The organism is Trinickia sp., assembly GCF_036503415.1.
GTDB lineage: Bacteria > Pseudomonadota > Gammaproteobacteria > Burkholderiales > Burkholderiaceae > Trinickia.
In genome coordinates this window covers 24,276-42,349 of record NZ_DASXWY010000085.1, presented here as the reverse complement: position 1 = coordinate 42,349, position 18,074 = coordinate 24,276, and the positions used below count along the sequence as shown (strand labels likewise).

Below are 18,074 nucleotides of genomic sequence, written 5' to 3'. Positions count from 1 at the left end.
ACGAAGACATGTTGCGCGAGCTGGCCGACGCCATCGCCGAGAGCGGCGGCACCGCCCACCTGCTGCGCGCGCCGAGCCTCGATGCGTCTCAGGAACAGGCGTTCCGCGCGTTGTTCGACCGCGAAAGCGACTACGACGCGTTCATCCGGTCGCTGGCGGAGGCGCGCAGAACCATCGAGGGTCAGTCGGCGACTGAATTGACGCGTTTGCTGCGACGCATGCGCAAAGATTACGAGACCATTCGGGCAATCGATTACTTCCCGGACGATGCCGCCACCCGCGCCGAAGTCGCGTGGCAGGACCTCGTCGCGCTCGTCGATACCGTGCTCTCGCCCGGTGAGCCACATCCTGCCGAACACCCCATCCGCCTCCTGTCACGCGATCAGTACCGGAGCCGTATCTGGGCCACGCGCCGACGAATGTGGGTGGATCGCGTGGCCAGTGCCTGGCTCATTCGGCGCTTCATCGATTCCGATGCGCGCTTCGTATGGCTGACATCGCCGGACGAATGCCCGGCCGATGCACTCGGTTTCGACTTCGACGGCGCGGCGTTCACGCATGTGGGCGAGCGGGTCACCTTCGAGGTCCTGCTCGCGAGTTTCGGCTTGGACCAGGATCCGGCCCTGCTGCGACTGGGCGAAATCGTGCATGCGCTCGACGTGGGCGGGCCGGCCGCCCCCGAAGCAGTCGGATTCGAGGCGGTGATGTCGGGCACCCGCCAGCGCGTGGACGACGACAATCAATTGCTCGAGCAGATGGGGGCGGTATTGGACGCGCTCTATACGCATTTCGCGGCGAGCGCCGAAAAAGACATTGGGAGAGGTTCGTGAGCACGGTGGCCACTGCAGCACCGACCTATACATTGGTCCAACTCGTCAGATACATGTTGCGGCTCGGCACGCTCGGCTTCGGCGGCCCGGTGGCGCTGGCCGGTTACATGCGCCGCGACCTCGTCGAACGGCTCGGCTGGATCACCGAATCGGACTACAAGGAGGGCCTGGCACTCGCGCAGCTCGCGCCTGGGCCGCTCGCCGCGCAACTGGCCATTTATCTCGGTTATGTGCATTACCGAATTCTCGGCGCAACGCTCGTGGGGTTTGCATTCGTCCTACCCTCGTTTTTGATGGTGGTGGCGCTGGGCTGGGCCTACGCGCACTTTGGCGGCCTATCGTGGATGCAGGCGGTGTTCTATGGCGTGGGTGCCGCCGTCGTCGGCATCATCGCCATGAGCGCCTATAAGCTCACGATCAAGACGGTCGGCAACGACAAGCTCCTGTGGGCGATCTTTCTGACGCTCGCCATCGTCACGTTCGTCACGGAATCCGAGATCGCGTGGCTGTTCATCGCCGGCGGACTGATTGGTTGGCTCTGGCGCGCTCCGCCGAAATGGTTGCATAAGGGCGGTATCCATGCGATCGCAGCGGCGAATCTCCCTGCGGGGGCCAGCGTCGTTTCCGGCTTCGATTGGCCACTGCTTGCGCAGCTCGGGGGCTTTTTCATGAAGGCCGGCGCGTTCGTGTTCGGATCGGGCCTTGCGATCGTGCCGTTCCTTTACGGTGGTGTCGTGACCGAGCACCATTGGCTCAACGACAAGCAGTTCGTCGATGCAGTCGCCGTCGCGATGATCACACCGGGGCCGGTCGTCATTACGGTCGGCTTTATCGGTTATCTCGTCGCCGGCCTGCCCGGCGCTTTCGTCGCGGCATTCGGCACGTTCCTGCCGTGCTATTTGTTCACGGTGATCCCGGCGCCGTACTTCAAGAAGTACGGCCACCTGCCAGGCGTGAAAGCGTTCGTGGACGGTATTACGGCAGCGGCGGTCGGCGCCATTACGGGCTCCGTGATCGTGATTGCCAAACGTTCGATCGTCGATGTGCCTACCCTCCTCATTGGCCTCGCGACGATCGCCCTGCTATGGCGCTTCAAGAAACTTCAGGAACCGGTCGTGGTCGGTGCGGCCGCCCTCGTGGGTCTTGTGGTTTATCCGCTCGTTCATTCCCACGCCTTCTGATGCCGCCCCTTGCGCGAACGAACAGGCTGGCTGGCTCGCGCCGGTGCCTCGTGCTGCTTTTTGGCCTATGCGTGACGCTGGTCGGCGCAGGCCTGCCGGCAGGGAGCGCCTCGGCCGCGGCAGACAAACCGCCGATGGGCGATCTGCCGCTCGAGCACGTCGTTGACATTCGACTACCCGGTCGGACGACCCGTCTCGATTATGAAAGTTACGATCCCACCCGCCGCCAGCTATTTATCGCGCACCTCGGCGATGGAGAGGTGATCGTCTTCGACGTCGCTTCATCGCGCGTACTCGGGCGCGTTGGCGACGTCTCGTCGGTACACGGTGTGCTTGTCGTTCCCGAGCAGTCTCGCGTGTACGCTTCGGCCACCGGAACGAACGAAATCGTCGCAATCGACGAAGCCACGCTAAAGATCGTCGCGCGTATACCGGGCGGTCGCTACCCCGACGGCATGGCCTATGCCACTGACGCGCACAAGCTTTACGTGTCGGACGAGACTGGCGAAACGGAGACGGCGATCGACACTCGGACCGAACGGCGTGTGGCGACGATCGCGCTCGGCGGCGAAGCCGGCAACAGCCAGTATGACCCGATATCGCGTCATGTCTTCGTCAATGTGCAGACACGCAATGAGCTCGTCGAAATCGATCCAGCGACGGATCGCGTGATCTCCCGCGTCCCTCTGACGGGCGCAAAAGGCAACCACGGATTATTGATCGACGCCCAGGATCGCATCGCGTTCATCGCGTGCGAGGGAAATGACAAGCTTTTGGTCTTCGACATGGGTTCGAAGCGCGTTCTCCGATCGTTCGACGTCGGCAGCGCCCCAGACGTGCTGGCGTTCGACACGGCATCGAGGACGTTGTACGTCGCGGGAGAGGCAGGCGTCGTCTCGATGTTCAGCGTGAAAGGCGCCGATGTGAGAAAAATCGGCGAAGGGCGGGTCGGACCGAATGCACATGTCGTCGCGGTGGATCCGGCGACCCACCGCGCCTATTTCCCGCTCAAGAATGTCGACGGACACCCCGTGTTGCGGGTCATGGAGGCGCGGTAAGCGACGGGGGCGGATCGTATCCGCCCGAGTCGAAATTCAACGCCCGTAAAAGGCTGAGCACTCCGGTCCGACGGCGCAAGCCCGCCGCGCGGTCATGCCGGCATCCGCTGGCGAGCCCGCTTCCGATTTCCCGGCAGCAACACCGCCCATGGATTCGCTGCTCTGATCAGACGTTGCCGCGTTTGTCGGCGTATCCCCGCTCATCGCTTTCATCGGAGCATCCGACTGCGCGAGGGTCGTATGCCGCTGATCGACGACGCGCTGCGCCGCCTGCAAATTGTCGGGATAGTGGTACCAGTCGCGCGGGTTGTAGCCCGCGCCGACAAGCTCCTCGAGCTGTGCTCTGACGCTCGCGCGGGTAATCTGCGCGTGCGACGCGTCGTTACTCTGGGCGACGGCAGGTAGTGCGAAGACGGCTGCACCGAGCGCGAACATAGGCGCGACGAGCGCAGAACGCAGCGACGCAGTGCGAAATGAAGGTTTCATGGTGGGACTCCGGTCGTCGTGGTAACGACGACATGATGTTTGGATCATCGCGGTCCTTCGATCGGACTGCGACCCGCAGCGTTCGGGCTCTGGGAGATGCACGCCAGCCACGATCGGCTGGCGTCATGGGCTTGACTGCGCTGCTTGCTTGTTAATTCGCCGGCCTATGCGCCGCGGTTACAGTCACGCCGTGAAATTCTCAAAGCGCAACCCGCGCTCGGCATTCGTGCCATCGCCGTAGTAGAGCCAAGTCGACATATCGCTGCGTTGCATCGGCCAGCGGCTCGGGCACGGGGTCGTCCGGTTCGCCGAGATGCGAAACCACCGCCAATGCGTCGACGAAACGATGCTGGCGCGTGTAGGTTGTCGGTGTGATCACCGTGGGTATGCCAGCCGCCGCGGCCGCTCGGGCACCGTTTTCGGAATCCTCGAACGCGATACAGCGGCCGCCATCCAATCCGAGCGCATCGAGCACCCCGAAATAAACATCGGGAGCAGGCTTTTTCACCGGCGTAGTCGACCCATCGCAAATGACAGCGAAGCGTTCGCGCCAATTCGCCCCGAACGGCGCGACGAGCAAGGCATCGATATTCGCAGGTGTGGTCGTCGTGGCAATGGCGACAGGCACACCTGCCGCATTCGCCTCGGCGATCAGCCGCGCGATACCCGGGCGCAGCGGCAATGCTCCCCGGCCGACGCGCTCGGCGTAGTGCTTCGTCTTGAGCGCATGCAAAGCTGCCACGGTTTCCGCGGCTTTGGCGCCGTTCGCCTCTTCAGGCTCGATGCAGCGCCAATAACGAAGGATGCGTTCCTTGCCGCCCGCCACATCGAGCAGCCGCGTGTACAGCGCGTCGTCCCAGTACCAATCGAGCCCAGCCTCGGCGAACGCCACGTTGAACGCATCGCGGTGAGCGCTCTCCGTGTCGGCAAGCGTCCCGTCGACATCGAAAATCAAGGCGTCCATGCGCGTCTCCTGTCGTGGCCCGGCCCGAGTAAACGCCACCAAGCATAGACAGCCACGCGCTCATAGGGAATTCACGATTTCTTTGGGCATCGTTAAGCAACCCTGAATGTATCGGCGGACGCGGGGCCGGATCGAGCGTACTAACGATCGATCTTCGCGAGCACGGCCTCGACGATACGGTCGCAGCGGGCGCCTCCGAACGAGAACACCTCCCCCTCGGCAAGATCGAGCGCTCTCGCCAGCGATTCGCGCAGCATGCTGCGCGCGCGGAAATGGCGCGAACGGACGGTCGCTTCCGGAATATCCAGGTACTGGGCGGTCTCCTCGACGCTGAGCTCCTCCACGCAGCGCAGCACGAAAACGACGCGATATGCCTGTGGCAAAGCGTCCAGCTTGCGTTCGAGCAGTGCGCGGATTTCACTGCGTTGCAATGCTTCGTCAGGGGCATCCGCGCCCTCCGTGTCGGCCATGTCATGCTCCGTTCCGTCGCTGTCCGTCATGCTGAACATCGGCGCCACGTTGTTCCGGCGCGCCTGGCGCCGTTGCCGCCCCATGCACTCGTTGAGCACGAGGCGCGACAGCCAGGTTGCAAGCGATGCCTGCGCACGATATCCGCCGATAGCCTTGTAGGCGGCCAGATAGGCTTCCTGCAGCGCATCCTCGGCCTCGGCGTCGTCGCGCAAGACGGCTCGCGCGAGACGGTAGAGCCGCCGGTTGTGGTGTCGCATCATCTGAACGAACGCTGTGCGATCGCCGGCGGCGATCAGCCGCGCGAGCGCGGCATCGTGCTGCCGCCCGAGCGCCGACATCAATACCGTTTCGGCGTCACTTCGTGTTGCGCCGTTCATGTCCTTTCTCCACGATGAGGGTCGCTTTCATTGTCGGATGAAGTGTGCACCTGTAAGAATAGGTGCCAGGAGCCCGCGCGACATAGCGCCACCGATGGCCCGGTTCGATCGTTCGGGAATCGAAACGGCCCGTGGCGGTGGCGGTATGCGCGACGAGATCCTTGTTGACCCATACGATTTCGTCGCCCGCCTCGGCGGTGACCGACGCAGGCGAAAATTGCATCCCCTCGATCGTCACGATATGTTCCGCTGCCAGGGCTGAGTGCGCGCCGAGCAACACCCACGCCGAAACAGCGGCACATATTGCGGCGCGAGCGAGCCGTGCATTCGAGGACATGTCATTCCCCGTTGTTCGCCAGCTCGGTCTGAAGCTGCCGCGCGTGCTCGAGATGAGCGACGAAGGCTGGCCGAACCTTGACGAGCAACGCCTTCAGGTCGGCATTTTGCGCGTCGGGAATCAGTGTCTTGTCGATCGCGTCGAGCACCGCCTCGTGATAGGCCACTTCGTGATCGACATAAGCTTTGTCGAATGCGGCGCCTTTGAGCTTCTTCAGCTTCGTGAGGTTTTCGTCGCCGCCTTGCTTCAACGCGCGGCTGGTGGAATTGTCCTCCGGCGTCACGTTGAGCCGGTGGACGAGATCGACCGCCGATTTATTGACGCTGCTGTGGTCGGTCACCATCAGATGCGCAAAGCTTTTGACGTCCTTGTTATGGCTTCGCGCGCCGGCGAGCTTTCCGGCATCGATATCGACCTGGTTTGCCGTCACGACGATCGCGGCGATTTGCGGATCCGTCGGAGCGGCGGCGGCTTGCTGGGCGTGCGCGTCGATCGCCAGCAGCGAGAAAACAGCGAGTGCCACGGCGCATGGGATGTGCTTCATCTTGGGTCTCCGGGTGAGCGGACAGCGACATTGGGCTCGATGAGCCGATTCGCCGTCCATGCGCCGATAGATGTCCTATCCGATCGGCGCGTTCCCATTTTTTTTGAGGACGACCCGTCCCGCGCGCCAGCGGCACGCGCGCGTCAGGGTTTGGCGATATGCCAGACGCCTTTGACGCCGTCGCCGTTCTTGTCGCCGGGCTTGGCGTCTTTCGTGAAGCGATACAGCCGGTGCCCGTTGTAGGCCCATTGTTGCTTGCCGTCCGCGGTCTTTACAAGCGTCCAGTTGCCGCTCGCTTTGTCGTAGTCGTCCGCTTTCGCTGCGGGCCAGATGGTCGCGCATTGGTCTTTGCATGCGCTCGCACCGTCCGCCGCCTTCGCGTCCGCGTCGAAGGTATAAAGGGTCATGCCGTCTTCGTCCACGAGCATGCCGTTGGCTGTTTTCGGTTGTTCGGCAAGTGCTGCAACAGGAATGGCGCATGCCACGGCGGCAACGCAGGCGAGGGATTTGATCATGTTGTTCTCCGTTCGATTGCAAAGCTCATGAGTGGAATCGGCGAATGCCGGCTGCATATCATCTGCATCCGATGTTCGCAATCCATGCGATAAACGGATTCGATAGCGCCGCTATTCCATGCGCCGTCAATTTATCTGGTCATTGCCACGATTCGGGCTTGCCGCCGAGCGCGCTGCAAACTTCGATCGCGATCGCGCGCAGCTTCGCCTCGGATATCGGGCCGGACAATGCGTACCCGAGGTGATCGCTGACCCAATAGAACGTGCGGCGATCGCCGTCGCGCAACAGCCTGAACGCCGTTTCATCAGTGGGAATGCGCGTGACATAAAGCGTGAGGCGCGCACCCGAGGCACTCTCGTACATGAACTGTGCGGCCGGCCCCGCTTCGCCCGGCAACAGACGTCCGCCGACGAGCGAGTAGCCATACTCCCGGAGCGACGGCACGGACAACTGCTTGCCGAGCCGTTTCGACAGCCAGCTCATCAGATGCGCCTCGTCGCCCGCCCCGACTTCGACCGGATGACGGACTTCCGGCGCATAGACGGCATACGCGATATCGGCACGACGCGCGAACGTCGCCGGCTCCTGATGCCGTCGCAGCTCGGGCATCAATGTACTGGCCATGACACCGATGGCGATCCCAGCGGCCAGCCAGCCCGCGGCAAGTGCCATACGCCGCGGCCACGCGGTGCGCGCGCGCAGCACGATTACCGGAGCGGCGCCCTCTTCCGGCGCGTTGCACAGGGCGCGGAGCGCCGCTTTTTGGGCTCGCCATGCGGCCACGCGTGCCTTTGCTTCGGGATCGCGCTCGAGTGCCGACAGCACCGCTGCACGATGCGTTTCGTTCAGCTCCCCGTCGACGAACGCGCCGAGCATCTGCGAATCGATGCCCGCTTCACCTGCTTTGTCCGCTTTGCCCGCTTCCGGCCCGGAGTCGCGATGGTCGTCGTTCATGGCTTGTTTCTCACAACTTTGAGGGGCGCCGGCTTATGCGCCGGCCCCACGTCGAGCAGCATCCGCATGTGCTCCCGCGCACGCGAAAGCCGGGACATGACGGTGCCGATCGGTATATCCAATACGTTCGACGCTTCCTGATACGTCAGTTCTTCGACACCGACGAGCAGGATCACTTCTCTTTGCTCCATCGACAGGTGATAGAGCGCCTGCTGGACATCGCGCAGGACCAGACCGTCGACCTCGCCGCGCGGCGCCTCGAGGTTGCGCCAGGGCGCGCTTTCGTCGTCCACCGCGATCTCGCGCCGCGCACGCAACTGGTCGATGTACAGGTTTCGAAGGATCGTGAAGAGCCACGCGCGCAAGTTGCTCCCCGGCTCGAACGCCTTGCGGCGAAGGAGCGCGCGTTCGGCCGCGTCTTGCACCAGATCGTCGGCCCATGCGGCATCGCCCGTCAACGCGCGCGCGTAGCGGCGCAGTTGCGGCAGCTTGCCGATGACGTCGGCTTCGAAGCTCACGCGTGCGTCACCGCGTGTCGCGCGGTCTTCATGGCGTACACCGGCGATCAATAACCGCCGCTACCGCTGCCGCCCGAGCTCGACGCGCCGGTCGAGCCCATCGAACCGTCGGTGGTCGAGCACGCGGTGGCCGACAAGGATGCCAGCGCCAGAACGAGCATCGTGAAGACTGCGGGGAGAAATTGACGGATTTTCATCTTCGGCTCCAGTTGAGGTAGTAATGGCCGCGCCTGGCTGACACCGGCGCCCCGGCCATCGAACGGCAAGCGACCGAGACGGCGTTCACCGCACCCATGCGACTCGATCACCTTTCCTTAACGGGCTGGGGTACCCGATTATTCCCTGATGGCGTCATTATTTCGATAATTCGTGCGTTGGCCCATGCTATGCTGCGAACACCCTCCGCGGCTACGCAGCCCGCGTGAGTTCGCTTCGCGCGGTCAGCGCACCGCATTGAACAGACCATGGACTATCGGCATCTCAAGAATCGCAAGAGCATGCACGCTCGGATCGTGCAGGAACTCGGCATCGAGATCGTCAGCGGCAAATTTGCGCCCGGCGAACGCCTGCCCCCCGAGCCGAGCCTTTGCGAAGCCTACGGCGTGAGCCGGCCGGTTCTGCGCGAAGCCACCCGTGTGCTGGTCGCCAAGGGGCTCGTGGTATCGAAGCCGCGCGTGGGGAGCGTCGTGCGCCCACGGGAAGAATGGCACATGCTCGATCCCGACGTGCTGTTCTGGACCATCAGCAGTACGCCCGAGGGCGATTTCTTTCGCTCGCTGCTCACGGTGCGCCGCATCATCGAGCCGGCCGCGGCCGCGCTGGCGGCCTCCGAAAGCACAGAAGCCGATCTGACGCGCATTCGCCGGGCCTTCGAACAAATGGCGAACGCGGAAACGGCGTCGGCATTGCTCGATCCCGATCTGGAGTTCCATCGCGCGATCATGGCGGCTACGCACAACGACATGCTTGCCTTCATCGGCAACATGATGTCGCTGGCGCTCTCCGAATCGATCAAGCTGACGAGCCGCCACCCGGACACGCATGCGCTGTCGCTGCCGCGTCACAAGGCCATTTTGACGGCAATAGAAAACCGCGATCCGCTCGGCGCACGTCAGGCAAGCCTCGTGCAACTCGAGAACGCTCGCGCTGACGCCGAGACGATTCTCGAAGTGGCGGCTCGCAACTCGCGGTGAGGGTAAAAGCCGCCCGCGGCTACTCGAACGAATCCGTCGTGCGCCGAGCGTGGAGATCTTCCAGCGCCCCGGCAAGGCAGGTGGCAAATGCCTCGCAGGTTCCGCTGATCGGATAGGCCTCGAGGGAGGCGATCCCCGTCTCGAAGCTGATCGCCGGTACGAACGGCCTCATCACGAACTGCTCCGTGTCGCAACATTGCGCGATCAACCGGTTGACGATCGCCGCGCCGGCCCCGCGGGCTGCCATCGCGCACGCCACGCTCACCGAATGCACCTCGGCGATGACGTTAGGCGTCACCCTCGCGCTGCGGAACGCCGCGTCGATTTCCTGACGAAGCGCGCTCTGGCGCCATAGCAGCACGAGCGGCACGCCATCCAGATCGCGCGCAGAGACGGTCCTGTTCCGGACCAGCGGATGCGAGCGCGGCATCACGCACACCGATTCACTGTTGAACCGCCATTTGACCGAAAAACCGGACAGGCGCGTCGGTAGTCGCACGAATGCAAGATCGACCTCCCGGCTCAACAATGCGCGTTCCGAAGCGTCATAGGTACCCGAAAACACCTCCAAGACCGCATCACGGTGCGTTTCATAGAAATGCTGCATCACAGCAGGCAGCAGAAACTGAGCGAATGTATTCGGAACCATGATGCGCACCAGTTTGCGCTGCGTGCCGGCCAGTCGCAGTTGCTGGGCATGCCGTTCAAGGCACCGCGCCGCCTCGACGATCGTCTCCACCTCCTGCACTAGCGCATCTCCCTCGCGCGTGGGCGTAAGCCGCCCCTGTTCGCGCACGAACAGGCTCAAGCCAAGATCCTCCTCCAACTGGCTCAGCAGACGACTCACCGCGGACTGCGAGCATCCCATCCGCTGCGCAGCCGCCGTGGTCGTATGCAGCGTCGAAATCGCCACAAAAGCTTCGAGTTGCTTCAGGTTCATTTCGGGATTCGCATACGGCTATGTTGATTCGACATAAGGTTGCGGACGGTTTTTTGCCGTCGAATGATCGGGGCGTTGCACGAGTCGGTGCCTTTTGCTGTACCGGCAGCCCCCGCATTTTCATCATTTGAGGTTCCGCACGCAATGATCGCCTTCATCATCCGGCGGCTAACGCAGAGCATCGGTGTGTTGCTGCTTACGTCAGTGCTCGTTTTCTGCGGCGTGTTCGCCATCGGCGATCCGATCGCGATTCTGGTTCCAGCCGACGCGACACCGGCCGAAATCGCGCAGGCCGTGCAATCGCTCGGGCTGAATCAACCGCTCTGGCAACAGTATCTGCATTTCGTCGGGCGAGCATTGCATGGCGATCTCGGCCGCTCCTTCGTATTCAATCAACCGTCGATCCAGCTGATTCTCGAACGTCTGCCTGCAACGCTGGAACTGGCGGTCGTAGCGCTGCTGCTCGCACTGATGGTCGGTCTGCCGCTGGGTCTCATCGCCGGCCTGAGGGCGGGGTCCGTGCTCGATCGCACGGTCATGACGGGCTCGATCCTCGGCTTTAGCCTGCCGAACTTCTGGCAAGGCATCATGCTCGTGCTGATCTTTTCGGTGACGCTCGGCTGGCTACCGTCGGCCGGCCGTGGCCAACCCGGGACGCTGTTCGGTATCCACACCAGCCTCGCGACGTGGGACGGCCTGCGGCACCTGCTGCTGCCGGCACTCAATCTGTCGCTCTTCAAGATGTCGCTCGTCACGCGCCTCACGCGCGCCGGCGTGCGCGAAACGCTGCCGCTCGACTACGTGAAGTTCGCCCGGGCCAAAGGCTTGCGCGAGCGGCGAGTGATCTTCGTCCATGTCCTGAAGAACATCCTCATTCCCATCGTCACCGTCGTGGGCATGGAGTTCGGTTCGTTGATCGCATTCGCTACGGTGACGGAAACGATCTTCGCATGGCCGGGGGTCGGCAAACTGATCATCGACAGCATCACGAAGCTCGATCGTCCGGTCATCGTTGCCTATTTGCTGATCGTGGTCGCAATGTTCACGGTACTGAACCTCGTCGTCGACATCATCTATTCGCTGCTCGATCCCCGCGCGCGGCTGGAGGCGGTATGAGAGGCAGCGCGACTCTTCCTTCGTGGCGTATCGATCGCAATACGACGCTCGGCATCGTGCTGCGCAGTCTGTTCGGCAAGCCGGCCGTCGCTGTCGCGACCTGCATTTGTCTTGCGCTCGTTGCCATCGCTGTACTTGCTCCTTGGATCGCGCCGCAGAATCCGTACGATCTTGCCTCGCTCGATATCGTCGATGGCCGCCTCGCGCCCGGTACGCGTGGCGCGAGTGGCCATCTGTACCTGCTCGGCAGCGATGCGCTTGGGCGCGACATGTTCGCCGCAATGATGTATGGGCTACGCATCAGCCTTGGAGTCGGTCTGCTGAGCGGCGTTTTCGCGATGACGCTCGGCACGACGCTGGGCCTCGTCGCCGCGTACTTCGGCCGTCACGTCGATACCCTCGTGATGCGAGCCGTCGATCTCACGCTCGGTTTTCCGACGATTCTCGTCGCGCTGATGATGCTTGCCATTCTCGGCCAGGGTGTCGACAAGGTGATCCTCGCGCTAGTCGCCGTGCAATGGGCCTATTTCGCCCGCACCGTGCGAGCAGTCGCCGCCGTCGAACGCCGCAAGGAATATATGGAGGCCGCGCTGTGCCTCGGTTTGAGCCACAGGCGCGCATTGTTCAGCCAGTTGCTGCCGAACTGCCTTCCGCCCGTCATCGTCATTGCCCTCGTACAGATTGCCGCCGCCATTTCGGCTGAAGCCACATTGAGCTTTCTCGGCATCGGCCTGCCCGTCACGCAGCCCTCGCTAGGTCTGCTGATCGCGAACGGCTATCAGCAATTGATCGCCGGGTTCTACTGGATCAGCGTTTTCCCCGGCCTGCTGCTGCTCGTGCTCGTTTTCAGCATGAACATCGTCGGCGACAGCCTGCGCGAAGCATTGAACCCGCGTCTTCAGAAATAGGATTTCGCATGTCACCCCCCACCCTGTCCGTTCAGAATCTGCGCACCTATTTCTTCACGGGGGCCGGTATCGCGAAAGCCGTCGACGACGCGAGTTTCGACGTCGCGCCGGGCGAGATCGTCGGGCTCGTCGGCGAATCCGGTTCCGGCAAATCGATTACGGGCTTTTCCGTACTCGGCTTGATCGACGCACCTGGGCGAATTGTCGACGGGCGCGTGCTGTTCAAAGGCGAAGATCTGACCACGCTCACGCCTGCCGCGCTTCGCCATTTGCGTGGCAATCGCATAGCGATGATCTTTCAGGATCCGATGATGACCCTGAACCCGGTTCTGCGCATCGACACACAGATGATCGAGGCGGTGCAGGCCCACACGCGCCTATCGAAGCATGCAGCGCGGCAACGTGCCCAGGACGCGCTCGCGTCGGTCGGCATACCGTCGCCGGGCGAGCGACTGCGTGCGTATCCGCATCAATTGTCAGGCGGCATGCGACAACGTGTGGCGATCGCCATCGCGCTGCTGCACGACCCGGAGCTGATCATTGCCGATGAGCCCACCACGGCGCTCGACGTCACCATCCAGGCGCAGATTCTGGCCGAAATGCAGAAGCTGTGCGCCCGCTCGCACACGGCGATGGTATGGATAAGCCACGATCTCGCGGTGGTCGCCGGACTCGCCGATCGCATTTGCGTGATGTACGCCGGCCGCGTCGTCGAGACCGGCAGCGTCGACGAGATTCTCGAACGACCGCGCCATCCGTACACGATCGGGCTGATCGATTCGCTACCCGAAAAAGCGCGCCGCGGCGAGATGCTGAGACAAATTCCGGGTATCGCACCCAGTGCGCTCCATCTGCCGGTGGGCTGCGCGTTCGCACCGCGTTGCGCCCATGCCACCGCGCTGTGCCGCAGCGCGGTGCCCCCGGTCAGCGGGGAAGCCGTTCATCGATACCGTTGTTTCCATCCACGTTCCGGAGCGCGCGCATGAACGCACCCCACGTCATGGTGCCGATGGTCGAGGCCGACCACGTGTCGCGCCGCTTCGTTCGTCGTCTGAATTACGCGGAGCGAATCGCCGGCTGGCTCGGCGCGCGCGCCGCGGAACACGTCGTCCACGCAGTCGACGACGTCAGCCTGACGATCCATCGCGGCGAAGTGCTCGGCCTCGTCGGCGAGTCCGGCTGTGGAAAATCGACGCTAGGCCGGCTGCTGGCCGGAATCGGTGCACCGTCGAGCGGCTCGATCCGCACAATCGAGAAAACTGCCGAGCCGTCCGCGCTCAGCAGTGCGCCCGACGGCGTTCGCGCTGGCCGCCCCACTGGCCGCCCCACTGCGCGGCACCGGCTGGCCACGCAGATGATTTTCCAGGACCCGCTGTCATCGCTGAATCCCCGTAAGCGCGTACGCGACATCATTGGCGAGGCGCCACTCGTACACGGATTCGTGGAGCGAAAACACCTCGATGCCTATGTCGTGGACGTGATGGAACGCGTCGGACTGAATCCCGAGTTCCGCGATCGTTTCCCGCATCAGTTTTCCGGAGGCCAGCGTCAGCGCATCGGTATCGGCCGGGCCTTGGCGGTGAAGCCCGATTTTCTGATCTGCGATGAGTCGATTGCGGCACTCGACGTGTCGATCCAGGCGCAGATCATCAATCTCTTCGTGCAACTGCGCCGCGATCTCGGCCTCACGTATCTGTTCATCAGCCATGACCTGGGCGTGGTCGAGCACATCAGCGATCGCGTTGCGATCATGTATCTCGGCCGCATCGTCGAAACCGCGCCGACCGTCGAACTGTTTGCCCATCCGCAACATCCGTACACGATCGCGCTGCTGGCGCAAGTGCCGCGTCTGTCGAATCGCAAGCGGCAATTCGAGTCGATTCAAGGCGAAGTTCCATCGCCGCTCGCCCCGCCCGACGGCTGTCATTTCCACCCACGCTGTCCCCATGCAACGCAGCGTTGCCGCACCGAGCGTCCGCTGCTGCGTTCGAGCGGCCGCGCTCATGAGGTCGCATGTCATCTGGTGGAGGTGCAATGAACGCAGTGATTTCATTCATGCGCCGACGCGAAGTGAGGCGATCGGCCACGATCGCATTGGTGTGGGCGCTGATGTTTTCCGGTTCGTCCGCCATTGCACAGGCTCGTTCGCTGACGATGGCCCTCGCTTCCGAGCCGTCGTCGCTCGACCCGCTGTTCTCGCGCACGCAGAACAATATGCAGACCGCCGAAAACATGTTCGAGAGGCTGATCGAGCAGGACGAGAATCTGCGGATCCGGCCGGGACTTGCGGTGTCGTGGCGCGCCGTCGATCCGCTTACGTGGGAATTCCATCTGCGCCCGAACGTACGATTCTCCGACGGTTCGCCGATGACTGCGGACGACGTCGCGTATTCGCTGCGCCGCGCGCGATCGGTGCCCAATAGTCCCGCGCCTTTTTCCGGGGCCGTGGCCAACATACAGCGCATCGAGATCGTCGACCCGCTGACGCTGCGCATCCTGACGAAGACGCCGTCACCCGCGTTCGTGGAGCAGATAGGGCTCGTGTATATCGTGTCGCGGCATGCAACCGCGGGGCACGCGAGCGAAGACTACCGCCTGCCCGCGGTCGCGGTCGGCACCGGTCCCTATCGACTCGCCCGCTGGATTCCGGGCGATCGTCTGGAGCTCGTACGTAACGATTATTACTGGGGCAAGCGGCCGGATTTCGATACCTGCACGATCCGTTTCATGTCGAACGACGCGGCCCGACTGTCGGCTTTGCTCTCCGGCTCCGTCAGCCTGATCGACAACGTCCCCCCGGTCACGATCGATCGCCTGCGCCGGGAACGAAACGTGACGCTCTTTTCCGGTCCATCCGCGCGGCTCATCTATCTCGCGCTCGATTCGTCGCGCGATGCCTCGCCGTTCGTCACTGCCGCCAACGGGGCAAGCGTCGCTCGCAATCCTCTGCGCGACGTCCGCGTGCGCCAGGCGATCTCGAAGATGATCGATCGCGACGCGATCACTCAGCATCTGCTCAACGGCGCGGGGCTGCCGGCCGCGCAAATAGTGCCGCCGGGCATGGGCGGTCATGACCCGCAACTCAGGCCGGACCGATACGACCCCGCGGGCGCGCGGCGCCTGCTTGCCGAGGCCGGCTATCCCGAGGGTTTCGGGCTGACGATCCATTCGTCGAACGATCGGTTCGCAAGCGATGGCGATCTTGGGCAAGCACTGGGACAAATGCTCGCACGCGGCGGTATCACGGTGAACGATGTGGTCACACGGCCCTACAACGTGTATGCCGGCGCTGCCGCGCGACGTAGCTATAGCGCATTCATCTTTAGTTTCGGCAATACGACGAGCGATTCCGCGATCGGGCTGACCAATGTGCTGGCGAGCTACTCGCGCGAAGCGGGCACCGGTGCCTTCAACCGCACTCGCTATTCGAATCCGACGCTCGACAGGCTGCTGCGCGAAGCCGCCGCGACCTTCGATCCCGCGAGGCGCGAGCAACTGCTGCAAAACGCCGCGCAGGCGGGCTTCGGGGACTACGGCATCGTGCCGCTTTATTTTCCCGCGGACTATTGGGCGGCACGCGACGGCGTCATTTTTCATCCAAACAAAGCTGAACGCACTTCGCTGCTCTTCATCGAGACTCGACATGACTGATGCTTCATTGCGTAACGGAGCGCTTCCCGCCGATTCGACGCTCGCCACCCTTCGCGACATCATGGTGCCCATGCGCGATGGCGTGCGGCTTGCCACCGATGTGTACTTCCCCCTGGGTTACCGCCTCGGCAAGGATGCGCCATTGCCCACGATTCTCGAACGCACGCCCTATGGGAAATCCGAAATCTCCCGCTCGGAAGTCCATCACGGTCGGCCGCCCGCGAATCGCGCCGATGTAGCACGCTACTTCGCCGCGCGCGGCTACGTTGTCGTCCTGCAGGATTGTCGAGGGCGCTACCGCTCCGAGGGCACATTCACGAAGTATGTTGCCGAAGGGCCGGACGGCTTCGACACGATCGAATGGATCGCGCGACAGCCCTGGTCGGACGGCAAGGTCGGCACGATGGGACTGTCGTACGCGGCGCATACGCAACTCGCCGCGGCCTGCCTGAATCCGCCGGGGCTCGCGTGCATGGTGCTGGACTCGGGCGGCTTCGCGAACGGCTATCGGTGCGGTATCCGCCAGGGCGGCGCCTTCGAGTTGAAGCAGGCGACGTGGGCGTTCAACCGGGCGAAGAACAGCGTGGCCGCTGAGAATCCGCTCGTCGCGGCGGCGCTGAACGCGAGCGATCTGCGTGAATGGTTTGGGCGGATTCCTTGGCGGCCGGGGCACTCGCCGCTGGCGGTGGTGCCGGAATACGAGCGCTATCTGTTCGAGCAGTGGACGCGCGACGTTTTCGACGACTACTGGAAACAGCCGGGCATTTATGCCGAAGGCTATTACGGGACGATGACGCGCGTGCCAACGGTGCTGATGTCGAGCTGGTACGACGCCTATGTGCGCAGCACGCTCGAGAACTTCGCCGCGCTTTCCGGGACCGCCGGCGCCCCGACCTATCTGATCATGGGGCCATGGCTGCACGGCGACCGCAACGTTTCGTACAGCGGCGACGTCGAATTCGGGCCCGAGGCGGTTGTCGAAGGCCAGATCGCGGAAGACTGGCTGAGGTTTCGCGCCGACTGGTTCGACCGCTGGCTGAAGCCGCAGGATACGCCGCATGAATCCTCCGATGCTGTCGCGCGTATTTTCGTGATGGGCGGCGGTAGCGGCACGCGCAATCCGCAGGGCCGCATGGAGCACGGCGGGCGGTGGATCGGCTCGCCGCAGTGGCCGCTCCCGGGCACGCGTTTCACGCCGTTTTACCTGACGCCCGACGGTTCGCTTTGCGAGTCGAACGACGCATTGCATGCTCAGCCGTCCGAGACCTCGTACGCCTTCGACCCGTCCAATCCGGTGCCCACGATCGGCGGTGCCTTGACGTCGGGCGCGCCGGTGTTCGAGGGCGGCGCGTTCGATCAGCGCGAGGACCCGCGCTTTTTCGGCACGCGGCACCCGGGCATGCCGCTCTCGGCACGCTCCGACGTGCTCGTCTTTCAGACCGGGCCGCTCGAAGAAGACGTCGCGGTGGTCGGACCCATCGTCGTCAAGCTATGGATTTCCTCCGATGCGCCCGATACCGACTTCACTGCCAAGTTGATCGACGTCTATCCGCCCAATGCGGATTACCCGCACGGCTACGCGATGAACCTGACCGATGGAATTTTCCGTTGCCGCTTTCACGCGTCATGGGAAGCGCCGCGCCCCCTCGAAAAAGGGCGCATCTACGCGATCGAAATCGAACCGTTCTCCACGGCGAATCTGTTCAGACGCGGGCATCGGATCCGGCTCGACGTTTCAAGCAGCAATTTCCCGCACTTCGACGTCAACCCGAATAGCGGCGAACCGCCCGCGCTGGCGCGTACGCCACGCGTCGCGGTGAATAGCGTGCATTTCGGCGCGGGCCAGGCGTCGCACGTCGTGCTGCCGCTCGTTCCGGTTGCATCGCTCCAAGCAATGCCGCCGCACCGGCGGACGAGCCGCAATACCACCTAGCAAACCCCCGGCACCGCTTCCTTTCAGGCATCGAGGCGCCGCGTTCAGCGCGGCGTCGGAGGGCGCTTTTTGCCCGCGTTTTCCGCGATGGTCAGCG

The 18,074-nt window shown here is 63.4% G+C and carries 20 protein-coding genes; 10 read left to right on the top strand and 10 right to left on the bottom strand.

Translation table 11 applies throughout. The features are described from left to right. The 3 genes from VGL01_RS11885 to VGL01_RS11875 form a co-directional block, all read left to right on the top strand. Positions 1-830 (top strand): chromate resistance protein ChrB domain-containing protein (locus VGL01_RS11885; protein ID WP_331569476.1); only part of this gene is annotated, 830 nt, incomplete at its 5' end. Next, positions 827-2,011 carry a chromate transporter gene (locus tag VGL01_RS11880; protein WP_331569474.1) on the top strand — a complete coding sequence of 395 codons (1,185 nt, stop codon included), beginning with the start codon at positions 827-829 and terminating at the stop codon, positions 2,009-2,011. The genes VGL01_RS11885 and VGL01_RS11880, both read left to right, overlap by 4 nt. Before the next feature lie 134 nt (positions 2,012-2,145). Next, positions 2,146-3,069: a YncE family protein gene (locus tag VGL01_RS11875; protein WP_331569480.1), complete on the top strand. Its 924-nt coding sequence runs from the start codon at positions 2,146-2,148 to the stop codon at positions 3,067-3,069. Positions 3,070-3,105: 36 nt separating this feature from the next. On the opposite strand, the gene VGL01_RS11870 is transcribed toward VGL01_RS11875, so the two are convergent. The 9 genes from VGL01_RS11870 to VGL01_RS11830 all read right to left on the bottom strand — a co-directional run bounded on the left by VGL01_RS11870 (position 3,106) and on the right by VGL01_RS11830 (position 8,433). Next, positions 3,106-3,555, bottom strand: coding sequence for a DUF4148 domain-containing protein (locus VGL01_RS11870; RefSeq protein WP_331569472.1), 450 nt, complete (start codon positions 3,553-3,555; stop codon positions 3,106-3,108). A 199-nt stretch (positions 3,556-3,754) separates the two neighbouring features. After that, positions 3,755-4,519: an HAD family hydrolase gene (locus VGL01_RS11865; RefSeq protein ID WP_331569470.1), complete on the bottom strand. Its 765-nt coding sequence runs from the start codon at positions 4,517-4,519 to the stop codon at positions 3,755-3,757. 140 nt (positions 4,520-4,659) lie between these two features. After that, a complete protein-coding gene (locus VGL01_RS11860) occupies positions 4,660-5,328 on the bottom strand; it encodes an RNA polymerase sigma factor (RefSeq protein WP_331569478.1) in 669 nt (222 codons plus the stop codon). Between the two features lie 16 nt (positions 5,329-5,344). After that, entirely contained in the window at positions 5,345-5,704 is a 360-nt protein-coding gene (locus VGL01_RS11855; RefSeq protein ID WP_331569468.1) for a cupredoxin family copper-binding protein, read from the bottom strand. A 1-nt stretch (position 5,705) separates the two neighbouring features. After that, positions 5,706-6,248: a DUF4142 domain-containing protein gene (locus VGL01_RS11850; RefSeq protein ID WP_331569466.1), complete on the bottom strand. Its 543-nt coding sequence runs from the start codon at positions 6,246-6,248 to the stop codon at positions 5,706-5,708. A 143-nt stretch (positions 6,249-6,391) separates the two neighbouring features. Beyond that, positions 6,392-6,763: a hypothetical protein gene (locus tag VGL01_RS11845; protein ID WP_331569464.1), complete on the bottom strand. Its 372-nt coding sequence runs from the start codon at positions 6,761-6,763 to the stop codon at positions 6,392-6,394. A 139-nt stretch (positions 6,764-6,902) separates the two neighbouring features. After that, positions 6,903-7,718, bottom strand: a complete 816-nt coding sequence (locus VGL01_RS11840) for an anti-sigma factor (RefSeq protein WP_331569462.1) — start codon at positions 7,716-7,718, stop codon at positions 6,903-6,905. Beyond that, a complete protein-coding gene (locus VGL01_RS11835) occupies positions 7,715-8,236 on the bottom strand; it encodes a sigma-70 family RNA polymerase sigma factor (protein WP_331569460.1) in 522 nt (173 codons plus the stop codon). Before VGL01_RS11835 ends, VGL01_RS11840 begins: the two co-directional genes overlap by 4 nt. A gap of 47 nt (positions 8,237-8,283) precedes the next feature. Beyond that, the gene (locus VGL01_RS11830; RefSeq protein WP_173259980.1) at positions 8,284-8,433 is read right to left on the bottom strand and encodes a hypothetical protein; all 150 of its coding nucleotides are present in this window, start codon (positions 8,431-8,433) and stop codon (positions 8,284-8,286) included. 267 nt (positions 8,434-8,700) lie between these two features. On the opposite strand from VGL01_RS11830, the gene VGL01_RS11825 reads away from it, so the two are divergent. After that, positions 8,701-9,429, top strand: coding sequence for a FadR/GntR family transcriptional regulator (locus VGL01_RS11825; RefSeq protein WP_331569458.1), 729 nt, complete (start codon positions 8,701-8,703; stop codon positions 9,427-9,429). A gap of 19 nt (positions 9,430-9,448) precedes the next feature. On the opposite strand, the gene VGL01_RS11820 is transcribed toward VGL01_RS11825, so the two are convergent. Beyond that, positions 9,449-10,369 carry a LysR family transcriptional regulator gene (locus VGL01_RS11820; protein ID WP_331569456.1) on the bottom strand — a complete coding sequence of 307 codons (921 nt, stop codon included), beginning with the start codon at positions 10,367-10,369 and terminating at the stop codon, positions 9,449-9,451. Positions 10,370-10,513: 144 nt separating this feature from the next. Between VGL01_RS11820 and VGL01_RS11815 the strand changes: the two genes are divergently transcribed. From VGL01_RS11815 to VGL01_RS11790, 6 genes are read left to right on the top strand one after another with little or no spacing between them, the layout of a single operon-like run. Next, positions 10,514-11,485, top strand: coding sequence for an ABC transporter permease (locus VGL01_RS11815; protein ID WP_331569454.1), 972 nt, complete (start codon positions 10,514-10,516; stop codon positions 11,483-11,485). Next, complete coding sequence (locus VGL01_RS11810) at positions 11,482-12,393, top strand: ABC transporter permease (protein ID WP_331569452.1); 912 nt, start codon at positions 11,482-11,484, stop codon at positions 12,391-12,393. The genes VGL01_RS11815 and VGL01_RS11810 overlap by 4 nt, the downstream gene beginning before the upstream one ends. An 8-nt stretch (positions 12,394-12,401) precedes the next feature. Further along, positions 12,402-13,379, top strand: a complete 978-nt coding sequence (locus VGL01_RS11805) for an ABC transporter ATP-binding protein (protein WP_331569450.1) — start codon at positions 12,402-12,404, stop codon at positions 13,377-13,379. Then, positions 13,376-14,431 carry an oligopeptide/dipeptide ABC transporter ATP-binding protein gene (locus tag VGL01_RS11800; RefSeq protein ID WP_331569448.1) on the top strand — a complete coding sequence of 352 codons (1,056 nt, stop codon included), beginning with the start codon at positions 13,376-13,378 and terminating at the stop codon, positions 14,429-14,431. Before VGL01_RS11805 ends, VGL01_RS11800 begins: the two co-directional genes overlap by 4 nt. After that, entirely contained in the window at positions 14,428-16,044 is a 1,617-nt protein-coding gene (locus tag VGL01_RS11795; protein ID WP_331569446.1) for an ABC transporter substrate-binding protein, read from the top strand. The genes VGL01_RS11800 and VGL01_RS11795 overlap by 4 nt, the downstream gene beginning before the upstream one ends. Further along, positions 16,037-17,977 carry a CocE/NonD family hydrolase gene (locus VGL01_RS11790; protein ID WP_331569444.1) on the top strand — a complete coding sequence of 647 codons (1,941 nt, stop codon included), beginning with the start codon at positions 16,037-16,039 and terminating at the stop codon, positions 17,975-17,977. Before VGL01_RS11795 ends, VGL01_RS11790 begins: the two co-directional genes overlap by 8 nt. Positions 17,978-18,074 lie beyond the last annotated feature (97 nt).